Genomic DNA, 15,027 nt, shown 5'->3' on the forward strand with positions numbered 1-15,027 from the left:
ATTTATTGCGCGTCTTTGAAATATACGGCGCGCGATAAATCGCGCCACTACGGAGTGGGATTTTATTACAACAGCTTACCCCAGCTTTCTACCCACGGTGTGGTCACGGATTCCGGCTCTGGATCTTCCGTCGCATCCACGGTTAACACATCGCCAACGCGTTTGGCACTCTGCTCCTGCAGCAAGGCATCAAAAGTCTTACCCGCACCGCAGAAGTTATCGTAGCTACTGTCGCCCAGGGCAATCACGCCATAACGCAGTTCCGGCTGATAGCCGAGCTGATCTTTTACCGCGTGATAAAGCCCGGCGATGCTGTCAGGGAAATCACCCTGCCCGGTGGTTGAGGTGATGATCAGCACCACATCCTGTTGGTAATCCTGCCATTGCGCCAGCGAGGGATCTTCAAAGACCTTGACCTCATGGCCCTGTGCCTGCAACACCGGCTCTGCTTCTTCCGCCACCAGCAACGCATTGCCGTAAACCGTACCTACAAAAATGCCAATCTTTGCCATTGTGTTGCTCCTTATTCTGTTGGCTTATCCTGGACTGCCTCGTCGGCAAACTCAACCCTGGGAACATCAGGGATCTGCTCCTGCCAGCCAAACTGGTGGAACATCTGCTGCCAGACCGCATCCAGCCCGGCGCGAATCACCAGCGGCTCACCCGTTACCGGATGATTGAGGCTCAGTGCGCTGGCATGCAGCATCAGACGATCCAGTCCAAAATGCGTCGCTGCGCCACGATTCTGGCGCAGATCACCGTGGGTGGTGTCACCAATGATGGGGTGGCGCAGATGTGCCATATGGCGACGCAGCTGGTGTTTACGTCCGGTGCGTGGCTGCATTTCCACCAGGCTGTAGCGCGAAGTGGCATAACGGCTAATCGCCACCGGCATCTCGACATGCGCCAGCAGCTGATAATCGGTCAGTGCCGGTTGCGGCTCACGCGGTTCTGTGGCGAATTTATCGGCAATTTTATCCAGCTCTTCCATCAGCGGATAATCCAGCGTACCGCTTTCGCTTAGCCATCCTCGTAACACCGCATGGTAGGTTTTGCTGATTTGGTGCTGCTCAAACTGCTGGGACAGCAGACGGCCCACCTCACTCGACAGCCCCATCAGCAATACGCCGGAGGTGGGACGATCCAGACGGTGTGCAGTGAAGACATGCTGACCAATCTGGTCTCGCACCGTCTGCATCACCACCACTTTTTCTTTGCGATCGAGCCAGCTGCGGTGCACCAACCACCCGGCAGGTTTATTGACGGCAACCAGCCACTCATCCTGATAAATAATTTCCAGCATCAGGCAGAAGGCCCCGTAAATAAGGCGTCGAGCTGGCTTAACGTCAGCAACAACATCGGATGGCCTGGCGTGGTGGGAGGGAGCGCCATTTCAAAATAATGTGCGACCGCGAAGTTTTGTGGCAGCGGTGCATCAGCGGCAATTAACGCCTGCATCCGGGGGATCAGCACCCATTGCAGCCACTCAAGCGGTGCCAGCGTATCCAGACAGAAAGGTTGCGTGCTGGCAAAGGCTGCCGCATCAGGGGATTGCGTCTGCCAGTGGTCGTGTTCGCGCATCACCGCTTCGACCTGCTGCAGCCGCTGCAAAATAAGTTGTTGCGACGACATGCGCCACCTCCAGAGAAAAATCGGGCGGCAAGCATACCACTTGTCGGGCCATGCTCAAAAAGCGCATAAAAAAAGGGAGCACTGTAACTACAGTGCTCCCGGTTCGTTTGCAGCATTCCCGCCACCGCTGTGCTCCCTGCTCATCCATGACAACTTTTCCCGTGCTATCCTTTGCTTGTCATCATGACATTTGTCCTTAGCATCCTGGCCCGCCACATCCCGCGTGGCTCTCATTCTCCATCCTGGAGGTGTCCCTTACTCAATCCTGAGTGTCCCGCTTCATCCTGAAGCCTTCCCTGTGACGTAAACTCCGTTACGTTCCTGCCTTCCTGGCTGATGTTCTCCTGCACATCACTTAATCCCTGGCTTCCTGCCAGTGGTGACTATTCTGGCAGAAACTATCGCGTTAACAAGGTACTAAGGACCGTTACCTCAGCTCGTTATCTATTTATTTTAGGACTGTTGCCATAAACTCATGATTCACAATATTTTTACAAGCCAGGCGTCCTGAAGTCTTTAGTAAAATTTGCCGATCTCTCACACGCCATGTAAGAGATCTCTCACAAACAGGTAAGCAAAAGTCTGCATATCAGTCGCTAACCGGTTGTAATTCATTAAGAAACATCTGAATTTGAGGGGACAATATCTCCCGTTTTTTACTGCCAGGATGCTCCAGAATAACTTCACCGGTAAGATTACACAGCGAGATGACATCCTGCTCAGAATCAGTAGTAGCGATAAACAATGTCGGACTTTGCTTCAGTCGACGTTTCATCACCAGATGACCAATTAAATTCTCCTGCAGCCGCGTGAAATCCTCTTCACTCCACACCTGTAACAAAGTAATGGATTGCTGCTGAAAACGAGCGGCCATATCACCGGCAAACTGCGTGGTATAAAAAGCAGTGATCGCGGGTTGAAGTTCAATATCCAGTGCGCGTTCAACGGCGGCAAGCGTAGGCGGTAAGGTAAACGGCTGTGGCTGCCACAATACACGATCATCCAGCGTGCTCTGGATGCAGGGGGAAGGAACGCCCAACAATTCGCTGCTCGCAGGCAAATGTCCGGTGTTCTGCCGCCATTGCGCACAATAACGGTCGGTAAAATCGCGCAGAGCATCCGCGGTTTGCTGCATCATTCATCTTCTCGCTTCTGATAGGTTACACTTAACCCCTTTGATGGATTTTAATGGTAACCGTTATGTCTACTGAACAACAGGATCAGGTTTTAAGTGGCCTGACCTTGGGTAAACCCACAGCGTATGTCGATCATTACGACAATTCCCTGCTGCAGGCGGTGCCACGCAGCCTGAATCGCGAACCGCTGGGGCTGTTTCCCGAGAATCTGCCGTTTCACGGTGCAGATATCTGGACGCTGTATGAACTCTCCTGGCTAAACAGCAAAGGCGTACCGCAGGTGGCGGTAGGCGAAGTGGTTCTCAACGCTGCGAGCCGTAATCTTATCGAGTCAAAGAGCTTTAAGCTCTATCTTAACAGTTTTAATCAGACGGTTTTCGCCGACTGGGGTGAAGTCCGCCAGACACTGGAGCGCGATCTCAGCGCCTGTGCTGAAGGTGAAGTTAATGTGGCGCTGTTCCGCATCAGTGAAATCGAAGGCCAGCCAATCGGCCATTTTAATGGTGAGGTCATCGACGAACAGGATATTGAAATCAGCGATTACGGGTTTAATGCTGAGTACCTCGCCCAGGCCGCAGGTCATGACATCATCGAAGAAACGCTGGTCAGCCATGTTCTGAAATCAAACTGCCTGATCACCCATCAGCCTGACTGGGGTTCAGTGATGATTCGTTACAAAGGCCCGCGTATCGATCGTGAAGCCTTGCTACGTTACCTGGTCTCTTTCCGCCAGCACAACGAGTTCCACGAGCAGTGCGTAGAGCGAATTTTCAATGATATTCAACGCTTTTGTCAGCCAGAAGCCTTAACCGTTTACGCCCGTTATACACGCCGTGGTGGACTGGATATCAACCCCTGGCGCAGCAACGTTCCCTTCTCTCCGGGCTATTCCCGCCTGGTACGCCAGTAACAGATTGCGAGACGCCTCGCAGGCCGCAGCACGGATGCGCGGTTCCACTTGAGCATTCACTGCGGACAAGGCTACTCTGTCGAAGGCGCGGGCAATAAAGCAAACGCGACCAGGGATAATCGTCACTGTGCTTAGCGAGTCAGGCATAGCGTCATCAGTCACGCACTTGCGTGTAAAGGAGTTCTCTTGATTACTCATATTAGCCCTCTTGGCTCCATGGATCTGCTTTCCCAGTTGGAAGTCGATATGCTGAAGCGCACCGCCAGCAGCGACCTGTACCAGCTGTTTCGCAACTGTTCACTCGCGGTGCTCAATTCAGGTAGTCAGACCGACAGTAGTCATGAACTGCTTTCCCGCTTCGAAAGCTTTGATATCAACGTATTGCGCCGCGAGCGTGGCGTTAAACTTGAACTGATCAACCCGCCCGAAGACGCGTTTGTCGATGGTCGAATCATCCGCTCATTGCAGGCCAACCTGTTTGCCGTATTGCGCGACATCCTGTTTGTAAATGGGCAACTTTCTGCGGCAGAGCGTTTCCAGAACCTGGATGCAGACGATTCAGCCCATATCTCTAATCTGGTCTTTTCGATCCTGCGCAACGCCCGCGCGCTGCATGTAGGTGAATACCCGAATACCGTGGTGTGTTGGGGTGGTCACTCCATTAACGCGGTGGAATACCAGTATTGCCGTAACGTGGGTACGCAACTGGGTTTACGTGAACTGAACATCTGTACCGGCTGTGGGCCAGGCGTGATGGAAGCGCCGATGAAAGGTGCCGCCGTCGGCCATGCCCAACAACGCTACCGTGACAGCCGCTTTATTGGCCTGACCGAACCCTCCATCATTGCTGCTGAGCCACCGAATCCGCTGGTCAACGAACTGATCATCATGCCGGATATCGAAAAACGCCTCGAAGCCTTTGTGCGTATCGCACACGGCATCGTGATTTTCCCGGGTGGCGTCGGTACCGCAGAAGAGTTGTTGTATCTGCTGGGCATTCTGATGAATCCGCAAAACAGCGATCAGGTGCTGCCGCTGATCCTGACCGGCCCAGAGGAAAGCGCCGATTATTTCCGCGTTCTGGATGATTTTATTGTCAGCACGCTGGGCGAAACCGCGCGTAAACATTACAAAATCATCATTGATGATGCCGCCGAAGTGGCGCGTCTGATGAAGCAAGCTATGCCGCAGGTGAAAGAATATCGCCGTGAAACCGGCGATGCCTACAGCTTTAACTGGTCAATTCGTATCGTACCGGATCTGCAACTGCCGTTCCTGCCAACCCACGAAAACATGGCTAACCTGAATCTGTATACCAACCAGCCCGCAGAAAAACTGGCAGCGGATCTACGCCGGGCCTTCTCGGGTATTGTCGCCGGTAACGTGAAAGAAGTGGGCATCCGCGAAATCCGGGAAAAAGGACCGTATAAACTTCACGGCGATCCGGACATCATGCATCGTATGGACGAACTGCTGCAGGGCTTCGTGGCCCAGCACCGCATGAAGCTGCCGGGTACTGCTTACATCCCCTGCTACGAAATCATCAAATAACTCAGGAAGGCAGCCTGCGGGCTGCCGCTACCATCATGTCTTTTCATCTTCTTATTGTTGATGCCCTGAACCTGATCCGCCGTTTGCATGCCGTTCAGGGATCGCCATGTCGCGATGCCTGCGTTGCCGCGCTACATCAGTTACTGGGCCATACCCAACCCACCCACGTCGTGGCGGTGTTTGACAGTGCTACACGTCAGCCTGGCTGGCGTCATGCGTTACTGCCGGACTATAAAGCGGGTCGCCCACCGATGCCGGATGATTTGCAGCTGGAAATGCCCGCAATACAGCAGGCATTTCAGGCAGCGGGTGTCAGTTGCTGGATTGCCGATCAGGATGAAGCCGATGATCTGGCCGCCACACTGGCGGTGAAGATGGCGGATGCGGGACATCAGGCTACCATTGTCTCGACTGACAAAGGCTACTGCCAGCTGCTGGCCCCCAACATCCGTATCCGTGATTACTTCCAGAAACGCTGGCTGGATGTGCCTTTTATTGAACAGGAATTTGGCGTAGCTCCTGCGCAATTGGTGGATTACTGGGGGTTGTGCGGTATCAGCAGCAGCAAAATTCCCGGCGTGGCCGGAATCGGCCCCAAAAGCGCACGCGAATTGCTGTTGCAGTTTGGCTCGCTGGAAGCGATTTATCAGCAATGTGATCAGGTGCCGTCGAAATGGCAGGGGAAATTGCTGGCGCACCGTGAAATGGCAGAGATTTGCCGCCAGGTTGCTACGCTGAAACGCGACCTGGTTTTGCAAGGCAATCTCAACACCCTGCGTTACAGCCCTCAATAACTCAGGTTACAGATGTCGAACCTGTAACCTGAATTTTGGCCCTGAATAGTTGCAGGCAGCCGTAGCCGCGCAATTTATCGCGCTGATTTTTGCCGCATCGCGCACAGAATTGCGTGATAAATCACGCCGCTACAGATTGCACTAAGCCTCGCGGGGATTAACGTTCGTCGCGGCGACCGCCCACGGCTGCCCAAATGCGGCGTACATGAACCGTGACTTCTTCACGATCGTGATAAAGCTGGCGCGCCTGAATCTGGGCGTTGATGCCTTGCTCTTTCAGGGTGGCATCGATCATCGCCAGATTTTGCGTCACTTCTTCGTAGCGCTTTTTCATCGGCAGCTTGAGGTTAAAGATGGCTTCACGGCACCAGCCGTTAACCAGCCACTCGCTCATCAGGCTGGCAACGCGCACTGGTTTTTCCACCATGTCGCACACCAGCCAGCTGATATTGCTACGAGGTGGACGGAAGCGGAAACCATCTTCACGGCAGTGCGTAACCTGTCCGGTATCCATCAGGCTGGGAGCCATTGGGCCATTATCCACCGCGTAGACCATCATGCTGCGCTGGACCAGCTGATAGGTCCATCCGCCAGGACAAGCCCCCAGGTCTACCGCCCACATGCCGCTGGCCAGGCGCTCATCCCATTCATCTGCCGGGATAAAGACGTGGAACGCCTCTTCCAGCTTCAGGGTGGAGCGGCTGGGCGCATCTGACGGGAATTTTAGCCGCGGAATACCCATATAAAATGGGGAGTTATTTTGCGGTAATGAATAGCCAACATAGCAGGTGCCCGGTGCAATAAAGAACACGTGGACCACCGGTCGTTTCGGGCTTTCATAATTAAGCAAAATACGATTTTCGCGCAGGCTGGCACGCAGCGGTACGGTAAATTTGCGGCAAAACTTTGTCAGCTCTTTAGCTTCGTTGGTGTCCGGTACTTCCACACGCAACTCGCCGCCCTTTTCTACAACACCGGTCAGCATCCCGACAATCGGGGAAATACGATCGTCCGGCGGCAGATCACGCAGCAGTTCACCAACCACCACCATCTGACGGGCAAAAATCAGTTCCGCAAAAGGCAGCTGGCTTATCAGTTTCTCCGCATCTTCCTGCTGATAGCACTCAAACAACACGTAACCCGCATCGTCTTTTACTCGCGGGAAACCATAGATTTCGCGCTCCGCTGCCTTAGCACTGATCTCTGCCGCACACTCTTTCTCAAATCCGGGACGGCAATAGAGTAAAACTTTATTCATGGCGTTCTGCCTTTCGTTTCAGACGCAGTGCGCCAATCAACATCAAAAACCAACCAATCAGAAAGCCGAGGCCGCCGACTGGCGTGATAAATACCCAAAACTTCAGGTGTGACAGCGCCAGACAATAGAGACTGCCGCTGAAAAGCACGGTACCGAGCGCCAGCGCGGCGCTGCTCCAGTAAAACCAGATATTGGCACGGCGCAGCATCGCCGATGCCAGGCCAATAATCGCCAGCGTATGATACGCCTGATATTCAAGGCCGGTATGAATCCACGCCATCTCGGCCGGGCCGAGGGATTTGCTCAGCACATGGGCACCAAAAGCACCAAAGGCCACCAGCGTGAAGCCGCTGATGGCTGCAAAAATAAACATGGCACGACTGGACATCTAACAATCCTCAGAGTGTATACGCACGTCACTGTGCAACAATCAATGCGTTAGTGATCGTAACGAAAACGAAACTTCTCTTGTTCGGTTGCGGCTTTGGCCAGGATCCACTGTCGAAAGGCGGCTATTTTACCCAGTTCTGCCTGGCTGTCATGACAAACCAAATAAAAAGCATTTTTACTGACCAGTACGTCATTAAAAGGACAGACCAGACGACCGGCCTCGATTTCGCTTTGCGCCATCACATTATTGGCCAGCGCAACGCCCTGGCCGTGAATGGCTGCCTGCAGCACCATGGCGCTATGGCTGAAAATCGGTCCCTGCTGCACGTTAATGTGCTGCAAGCCTAGCTGACGCGTATAAGATTGCCAGTCACGCCGTGAAGCATCATGCAGTAGCGTAAAGTGCGCTAAATCAGCCGGCGATTTCAGTGGATGGTCACCCGTCAGCAGTAACGGCGAGCAGACCGGCAACAGATATTCGGCGTACAGTTTTTCCACTCGCAACCCTGGCCAGTTTCCGCGTCCATAGAAAATAGCCACATCCACATCGTCCGCCAGTTTCTCTTCATCACGATCAACAGCCTGGATACGCACATCGATGCCCGGATAAGCTGTATTAAAGCTGGAAAGACGAGGTACCAGCCACTGAATCGCGAAGCTTGGCAGCAGGCTAACGGTCAATGCGCCTTTGGCGCTGCGCGCCTGAAGTTTACGCGTTGCATCGTTCAGCGCGGAGAAAATTTCCTTAATATCCAGATAGTAGCTTTGCCCTTCTTCTGTCAGCAAAAGCGAACGATTCCTCCGGCGAAACAGCTTAAGACCGAGGAAATCTTCCAGAGATTTAATCTGATGGCTTACAGCTGCCTGGGTAACAAACAACTCTTCAGCAGCTTTAGTGAAGCTCAAATGGCGTGCCGCCGCATCGAAGACGCGTAAAGCATTGAGCGGGGGAAGGCGTTTTGACATGGTTTTCCGTATCCGGGTCAACAGAGTAATACTGCAACTGATGAGAAGTCGTCAGGTATTAGTTTTATTAATCCGAGACATTATAAATTGTCCGTTGAGGAAGCTCCAGCAAATACCTATAGTTGCCGCACTTCCTGAGCCGGAACGAAAAGATTTCTGGAAACGTGCGTTAGTTCGCAGACTTCTGGAGAGCTTTTGGCTTGTGGTCGTGATGTTGTGTTTGCATTTTGATCTGACGATTGCAGATCAAACTTTTAATTCCTGTAGATTTACCCTGTCTGTCCATAGTGATTTTACATAGCACCGCAAATTGCGGTGCTTTTTTTTATCTGTCACTTACTGGCCCATCTCAACCATCTCTTTGACATCTGAGCGGTTAATCTGCTGCTGGTTGCCATTGGCATCTTTATAGCTGATCATACCGGTATCATCGTCAACTTTAGGTTTGCCTGAAGCAACAATGGTGCGACCATCATTGGTATGCATCACGTAATTGCTTGAACAAGCAGCCAGGGTAAAGGCCATGGTACACACGGCCAGCACTGCGGCGAGTTTTTTCATTTTCTATCTCCTTGCAGATTGATTGCATCAAACCACCCGCGGGATGCTGAACAGAGGCAGCTGAAAAAAGTGAAATCGACTGGTTAAGGTCGATTCTAAATGCGGGTTTTGGTTTAAACCTTGCAATAATTAGCATAACGCGCTTTTCCAGCTTTGCCAGGTAACAGACCGACTTTCAGTCTGGTCCTAAATTCATCACAACAGGCCGGATATGACTATTTTTACACCTTCCGCTTTTCGCCAGCAGTTTCCAGCGCTGGCCGATGCTGGAGTCTATCTCGACAGTGCCGCCACCGCCCTGAAACCAGAGGCGGTCATTGAGGCCACTCAGCAGTTTTACTCCCTGAGCGCCGGAACCGTGCATCGCAGCCAGTTCGCTGCCGCACGCGCCCTGACGGAGCAATACGAACAAGCCCGTGGCCTGGTTGCGCGCTGGCTAAATGCCGCAGATGACCGGCAGATTATCTGGACGCGTGGCACCACGGAAGCCATCAATCTGGTGGCTAACAGCTGGCTGGCTCCGCGTCTGCAACCCGGCGATGAAATCGTTGTCAGCGAAGCGGAACATCACGCCAATCTGGTGCCGTGGCTGATGGTGGCAGAGGCAAAAGGTGCCAAAGTGGTGAAATGGCCGCTCGGCTCGGACCGTCTGCCCGACATCCAGCAACTGCCCGGATTATTGAACGCACGCACCCGATTGCTGGCGATTGGTCAGATGTCGAATGTTACCGGCGGCTGCCCGGACCTGGCCCAGGCGATTCGGCTGGCACATAGCGTGGGTGCCAAAGTGATGGTGGATGGTGCCCAGGGGGTAGTGCATTGCGCACCTGATGTGCAGGCACTGGATATCGATTTTTACGCTTTCTCCGGCCATAAACTCTACGGCCCGATGGGCATCGGTGTGCTGTATGGCAAGGCAGAATTGCTGGAAGCCATGTCGCCGTGGCAGGGCGGCGGCAAGATGTTGACGCAGGTAGATTTTAGTGGCTTCACGCCGCAGCCGGTGCCGTGGCGCTTTGAAGCTGGCACCCCTAACGTTGCCGGAGTGATCGGTTTAAGCGCTGCGCTGCGCTGGTTAAGCCAGCACAATGCGGAAAAGATGGAAATGTGGAGTCAGCAGCTGGCAAGCCTGGCGGAAGAGCAACTGAGCGCCCTGCCCGGTTTTCGCAGTTTTCGCTGTGGTAGCAGCAGCCTGCTGGCATTTGATATCGCGGGCATCCATCACAGCGATATCGTTACGCTGCTGGCAGAGCACGGCATTGCCCTGCGCGCGGGTCAGCACTGTGCTCAGCCACTGATGGCGGCGCTGGGGGTCAGCGGTACACTGCGCGTTTCATTCGCCCCCTATAATAATTTACAGGACGTGGACGCACTGGTGCGCGCCATGCATAGCGCCATAGAATTATTGAGTGAGTAACCTGATGAGTACATCCCTGCTCGCCCCGCACCCGTTTGGCGATCTTATTACCGAAGCCAGCCTCACGGAGAAATTCACCCATTTTCACCAATGGGAAGATCGCTATCGCCAGCTGATTCAGTTGAGCCGTCAGCTCCCTGCGTTAGCGGAAGAGTTGAAAACACCGCAGATTGAACTGAGCGGTTGTGAGAATCGCGTCTGGCTTAGCAGCCAGCTGCAAAGCAATGGCACACTGCATTTCTATGGCGACAGTGAAGGACGCATCGTGCGTGGCTTGCTGGCGGTGTTACTGACCGCCGTGGAAGGAAAAACGCCAGCCGCCCTGTTACAACAGGACCCACTGGCGTTGTTTGATACCCTCGGGCTGCGTGCGCAACTCAGTGCTTCACGCAGTAGCGGTTTGCAGGCGCTGGCTGAAGCCGTACAACGCGCCGCGCGCCAGTACGCTTAAAGCCCCTGGCGTGCCGCGCGGGCAAGAAGCTTCTTCAGCGCGTGTGAAACCGCAATAAAACCAAAGGTGGCGGTCACCATGGTGGCCGCCCCGAAACCCGCAGCACAATCCATGCGTTTCGGGCCTTCCGCCGTGCTGCGTGAGGCACAGACACTGCCGTCCGGCTGCGGATAAACCAGTGCTTCGGTGGAAAACACGCAATCAATGCCCAGCTTACCTTTGCTGTTTTTCTTCACACCGAAATCGCTCTTCAGACGCTCACGCAATTTCGCCGCCAGCGGATCCTGAATGGTCTTCGCCAGATCGCTCACCTGGATCTGCGTTGGATCGATCTGCCCACCAGCCCCACCGGTGGTAATTAGCGGGATCTTGTTACGACGACACCAGGCAATCAGCGCCGCTTTTGGACGCACGCTATCGATGGCATCAATCACATAATCGAAGCCAACGGGCAGAAGCTCGGCGGTATTTTCCGGGGTGATGAAATCATCGATGCAAATCACCTCGCATTCCGGGTTGATCGCGCGGATACGATCCGCCATCACCTCGGTTTTTGCCTGACCGACTTTGCCCTGCAATGCATGGATCTGACGATTGGTGTTGGTGATACAGACATCATCCATATCGATCAGGGTGATTTTGCCGATACCCGTGCGCGCCAGCGCTTCTGCCGCCCAGGAACCTACGCCACCAATACCAATCACACAAAAATGCGCATCGGCAAAACGCTGCAACGCGTCCTGCCCATACAAACGCGCCGTGCCGCCAAAACGTTGCCGCCAGGCGTCGCTAACCACTGTCATAACCAACCTTTTGTTCATGCGGGCCTGCTTGCCCGCAGAGAAAATTAATTCGAACCTAACAACATCGAACCATTATTACCGTTTTGCGGATTACTGAACAGCGGCTGCCCCGCCCCCGGTGCCGTTTTTAGCACCCAGACACGGCCATAATGGTTATAGAAACCCGCCAGATGGGCAGCATCCGGGCCAACGCCCTGGTAGATGTCGAAATGCTGGCCTTTGATCGCACCGCCGACATCCAGCGCGACCATCAGGCGCATTTCATATTTACCGTTAAACTTACCCTTCTCATTCAGCTGTGGTACTTCCGCCAGCAGCGCCGTACCGGCCGGGATCAGTGAACGGTCCGAAGCGACGGAAGCTTTGGCAATCAGCGGCACCGCGCTGGCACCCCGCACCGGCACATATTCTTCCGGTTTGAAGAACACGAAGGATTGGTTGGTTTCCAGCAATGCCCGCACTTCTTGTGGCGAATGATCCTGCGCCCACTGACGAATGGCCTGCATCGACATATCTTCGCGCTTCACTTCACCACGATCGATCAGTTCTTTACCGATGCTGTGGTAGGCCCAGCCATTTTTACCGCCATAGCCGAAGAAACGCAGTGGACGGCCATCCCCGAAATCGACATAGCCGCTGCCCTGCACATCCATCATAAAGTTATCGATAAGCGAGTTGCTCCAGGCAATCACGTAACGATCATCAAGACCGCCACTGTAGATAGAAGCGCGGCTTGGCAATTTTTGCCCGCTTCTGCGTGGCGGCATACGGTAAATCGGATACTGGAATTCGCCCTGACGGGTATAACGCGCCTCCACGACCGGCGTGTAGTAGCCGGTGAACTGCACGTTGCCGTAGTTATCGGTGCCTTCCATCTGATACGCGTTAAGACCGAACTGACGCAACTGACGCGTGTCACCACCGGACATCAACCAGTTCTCAATCGCGCTATAGGTGCCAGTGTTGCGACCATACAACCCGGTAGACGCGGACTGTATCTGACGAATCTGATCGCCAAAGTCTCTGCCATTAACCGGACGCCCTTTAGCATTGGGCTGATTCACCAGCGCCAGCGGCTCATCCAGCTTACCATCAATATATTGCTGACCACGGTCCGTAGGTTTGGAGCTACAACCCGCCAGCAGCGCGAGAAATGCGCCAGTGAGTGCCAGCTTCACACGATTTGCTTTCATGACCTTCTCTTTTTATCGGTTGTTTGCACCGCGACGATAGCAAAGGGGCAGACAGAATGAAATCGGCCACCGGGTATCGCGTCCACAGCTGTATAGTTAATAACCTAACGGCGAATTTATTCACCAACTAACTGGAAATTTTGTGCTTTCTGTCAAAAAGGGGTTGCATCACGGCGCACCCGGAGTATAGTGCGCATCCACGGACGCGGGGTGGAGCAGCCTGGTAGCTCGTCGGGCTCATAACCCGAAGGTCGTCGGTTCAAATCCGGCCCCCGCAACCAACTCTTCTGAGTAATGAAGAGGGACAATGTAAAAAGTCACACAGCGACAAACGGACGCGGGGTGGAGCAGCCTGGTAGCTCGTCGGGCTCATAACCCGAAGGTCGTCGGTTCAAATCCGGCCCCCGCAACCAACTCTTCTGATTTATGAAGAGAGATAATGTGAAAAGTCGCACAGTGGCAGACGGACGCGGGGTGGAGCAGCCTGGTAGCTCGTCGGGCTCATAACCCGAAGGTCGTCGGTTCAAATCCGGCCCCCGCAACCAATACAACCAGACACCTTAACGGGTGTTTTTTTGTTTCTGGCGTCCGGTAAATTGCGGCCTCCCTGCCGCAATCCTTTAGCGATGCGCCAGCACCGCTCCCTTGTCAAAATAAGCTTTGATGCCATGCAGGATGGCTTCCGCCACCTGATGCTGATAACGCGCGGTACGCAGCTTCCTTTCCTCTTCCACATTACTGATAAACGCAGTTTCCACCAGAATTGACGGAATATCCGGCGCTTTCAGCACCGCAAATCCGGCCTGATCTACCGTGCGTTTATGCAGGTGATTGATATGCCCCATCCGCGATAGCACTTCTTTACCGAATTTCAGGCTGTCGTGGATGGTCTGGCGCTGCACCATATCGAACATGGTGTGGTCGAGGTAGCGATCGCCACTCATGCTGACGCCGCCAATCAGATCCGATTCATTCTGGGTTTGCGCGAGAAAACGTGCGGCGGCGGAGGTTGCGCCACTGGTCGAAAGCGCAAACACGGACGAACCGCGCGCCGCCCGGCTGGTAAAGGCATCGGCATGAATCGACACAAACAAATCGGCACGCTGCTTACGTGCTTTCGCCACCCGCACCCGCAGCGGAATAAACACATCCTCGTTGCGCGTCATATAGGCTTTCATATTGGGTTGTTTGTCGATCAACGCCTTCAGATAACGCCCCATCTTCAGCACGATATCTTTTTCCCGCGTTTTGAGTTTGCCATGCGCCCCGGGATCTTCTCCACCGTGCCCTGGATCGATCATGATAATAATCGGGCGATCGCGTCCGGCTTTCCCCGGCAGTGGGGCCTGAGCAGGCTGATCGCGTTCCAGATCGCCCTGATTGTAATCCTGCAGTAACGCCAGTAATGGATCCTCTTCCGGCTGTGGCTTGCTGGGATAGAGATCCACCACCAGCCGATGCTTTATCCCGGCCACCGGCGCTAAGGTGAACGTTCGCGGCACGACATCGCGCTTCAATTCCAGCACAATGCGTACGGTGTTCGGGTCGAACTGACCCACGCGTGCGGTCCGGATATAGGGGTCATCAACGCGCACCAGTTTATCGACCCCTTTCAGTACCGGATTGATATGCAGATTGTTGATGTCGATAACCAGACGATCGGGATTGCTGAGGGTGAACTGCTTGTATTGCAGGGGAACGTTCGATTCCAGCGTAACGCGTGAGTAAGTCGATGAAGGCCAGATACGCACAGCAACAATATTCTGGCTGGCCGCCAGACCACTGCGGCTGACGCTGAGCAACCATAACGCGCCTGCGCCCTGTAATAATCGTCGTCGTGAAAAAAAGGGATTTACTCCGGACATGACGCTCCAGCTACTGTGTAATGTCTAAAATATCGCCAGTTAAGTAAAAGAAGATGAAAACTTTATCCCGTCCATGGAGCCTTTTCACTTCGGAAAAGCC

General features: G+C 53.9%; 16 protein-coding genes and 3 tRNA genes. 8 read left to right on the forward strand and 11 right to left on the reverse strand.

From position 1 onward, the window contains the following. Positions 1-65 precede the first annotated feature (65 nt). The 4 genes from CUN67_RS15880 to syd all read right to left on the reverse strand — a co-directional run bounded on the left by CUN67_RS15880 (position 66) and on the right by syd (position 2,770). Entirely contained in the window at positions 66-512 is a 447-nt protein-coding gene (locus tag CUN67_RS15880; RefSeq protein ID WP_208716279.1) for a flavodoxin, read from the reverse strand. A gap of 11 nt (positions 513-523) precedes the next feature. Next, positions 524-1,303, reverse strand: a complete 780-nt coding sequence (gene truC / locus CUN67_RS15885; protein WP_208716280.1) for a tRNA pseudouridine(65) synthase TruC — start codon at positions 1,301-1,303, stop codon at positions 524-526. Then, positions 1,303-1,632, reverse strand: a complete 330-nt coding sequence (locus tag CUN67_RS15890) for a YqcC family protein (RefSeq protein ID WP_208716281.1) — start codon at positions 1,630-1,632, stop codon at positions 1,303-1,305. The genes truC and CUN67_RS15890 overlap by 1 nt, the downstream gene beginning before the upstream one ends. A gap of 589 nt (positions 1,633-2,221) precedes the next feature. Further along, positions 2,222-2,770 carry a SecY-interacting protein gene (gene syd, locus CUN67_RS15895; protein ID WP_208716282.1) on the reverse strand — a complete coding sequence of 183 codons (549 nt, stop codon included), beginning with the start codon at positions 2,768-2,770 and terminating at the stop codon, positions 2,222-2,224. A gap of 62 nt (positions 2,771-2,832) precedes the next feature. Here syd and queF point away from each other — a divergent pair, with 62 nt between their 5' ends. From queF to xni, 3 genes are all read left to right on the forward strand, one after another. Next, entirely contained in the window at positions 2,833-3,678 is an 846-nt protein-coding gene (gene queF / locus CUN67_RS15900; protein WP_208716283.1) for an NADPH-dependent 7-cyano-7-deazaguanine reductase QueF, read from the forward strand. A gap of 186 nt (positions 3,679-3,864) precedes the next feature. Then, a complete protein-coding gene (ppnN, locus tag CUN67_RS15905) occupies positions 3,865-5,229 on the forward strand; it encodes a nucleotide 5'-monophosphate nucleosidase PpnN (RefSeq protein WP_208716284.1) in 1,365 nt (454 codons plus the stop codon). A gap of 35 nt (positions 5,230-5,264) precedes the next feature. Then, positions 5,265-6,023, forward strand: coding sequence for a flap endonuclease Xni (gene xni, locus CUN67_RS15910; protein ID WP_208716285.1), 759 nt, complete (start codon positions 5,265-5,267; stop codon positions 6,021-6,023). Between the two features lie 157 nt (positions 6,024-6,180). Here xni and rlmM read toward each other — a convergent pair whose 3' ends face one another. The 4 genes from rlmM to CUN67_RS15930 form a co-directional block, all read right to left on the reverse strand. Beyond that, on the reverse strand, positions 6,181-7,281 hold the full coding sequence (gene rlmM, locus CUN67_RS15915) for a 23S rRNA (cytidine(2498)-2'-O)-methyltransferase RlmM (RefSeq protein WP_208716286.1): 1,101 nt from the start codon (positions 7,279-7,281) through the stop codon (positions 6,181-6,183). Continuing rightward, complete coding sequence (locus CUN67_RS15920) at positions 7,274-7,669, reverse strand: DUF423 domain-containing protein (protein ID WP_208716287.1); 396 nt, start codon at positions 7,667-7,669, stop codon at positions 7,274-7,276. The genes rlmM and CUN67_RS15920 overlap by 8 nt, the downstream gene beginning before the upstream one ends. A gap of 50 nt (positions 7,670-7,719) precedes the next feature. Then, the gene (locus tag CUN67_RS15925; protein WP_084876498.1) at positions 7,720-8,637 is read right to left on the reverse strand and encodes a transcriptional regulator GcvA; all 918 of its coding nucleotides are present in this window, start codon (positions 8,635-8,637) and stop codon (positions 7,720-7,722) included. A 336-nt stretch (positions 8,638-8,973) separates the two neighbouring features. Beyond that, positions 8,974-9,198, reverse strand: coding sequence for a YgdI/YgdR family lipoprotein (locus CUN67_RS15930; RefSeq protein ID WP_013510266.1), 225 nt, complete (start codon positions 9,196-9,198; stop codon positions 8,974-8,976). Positions 9,199-9,409: 211 nt separating this feature from the next. On the opposite strand from CUN67_RS15930, the gene csdA reads away from it, so the two are divergent. Both csdA and csdE read left to right on the forward strand, forming a co-directional pair. Further along, a complete protein-coding gene (gene csdA / locus CUN67_RS15935) occupies positions 9,410-10,615 on the forward strand; it encodes a cysteine desulfurase CsdA (RefSeq protein ID WP_208716288.1) in 1,206 nt (401 codons plus the stop codon). Between the two features lie 4 nt (positions 10,616-10,619). Beyond that, positions 10,620-11,066, forward strand: coding sequence for a cysteine desulfurase sulfur acceptor subunit CsdE (gene csdE / locus CUN67_RS15940; RefSeq protein ID WP_208716289.1), 447 nt, complete (start codon positions 10,620-10,622; stop codon positions 11,064-11,066). Here the strand turns inward: csdE and tcdA are convergent. Both tcdA and mltA read right to left on the reverse strand, forming a co-directional pair. Further along, positions 11,063-11,869 (reverse strand): tRNA cyclic N6-threonylcarbamoyladenosine(37) synthase TcdA, encoded by an 807-nt coding sequence (tcdA, locus tag CUN67_RS15945; protein ID WP_208716290.1) that lies wholly within the window; start codon positions 11,867-11,869, stop codon positions 11,063-11,065. The two genes, csdE and tcdA, sit on opposite strands and share 4 nt — an antisense overlap. A gap of 44 nt (positions 11,870-11,913) precedes the next feature. Further along, a complete protein-coding gene (gene mltA, locus CUN67_RS15950; RefSeq protein ID WP_208716291.1) occupies positions 11,914-13,062 on the reverse strand; it encodes a murein transglycosylase A in 1,149 nt (382 codons plus the stop codon). 204 nt (positions 13,063-13,266) lie between these two features. On the opposite strand from mltA, the gene CUN67_RS15955 reads away from it, so the two are divergent. The 3 genes from CUN67_RS15955 (at position 13,267) to CUN67_RS15965 (ending at position 13,607) form a co-directional block, all read left to right on the forward strand. Next, positions 13,267-13,343: transfer RNA gene (locus tag CUN67_RS15955), tRNA-Met, on the forward strand. 55 nt (positions 13,344-13,398) lie between these two features. Further along, positions 13,399-13,475: transfer RNA gene (locus CUN67_RS15960), tRNA-Met, on the forward strand. A 55-nt stretch (positions 13,476-13,530) separates the two neighbouring features. Continuing rightward, positions 13,531-13,607, forward strand: a tRNA-Met gene (locus tag CUN67_RS15965). Positions 13,608-13,682: 75 nt separating this feature from the next. Here the strand turns inward: CUN67_RS15965 and amiC are convergent. Next, entirely contained in the window at positions 13,683-14,927 is a 1,245-nt protein-coding gene (gene amiC / locus CUN67_RS15970; protein WP_208716292.1) for an N-acetylmuramoyl-L-alanine amidase AmiC, read from the reverse strand. Between the last annotated feature and the right edge of the window lie 100 nt (positions 14,928-15,027).

The organism is Pantoea cypripedii, assembly GCF_011395035.1.
GTDB lineage: Bacteria > Pseudomonadota > Gammaproteobacteria > Enterobacterales > Enterobacteriaceae > Pantoea > Pantoea cypripedii_A.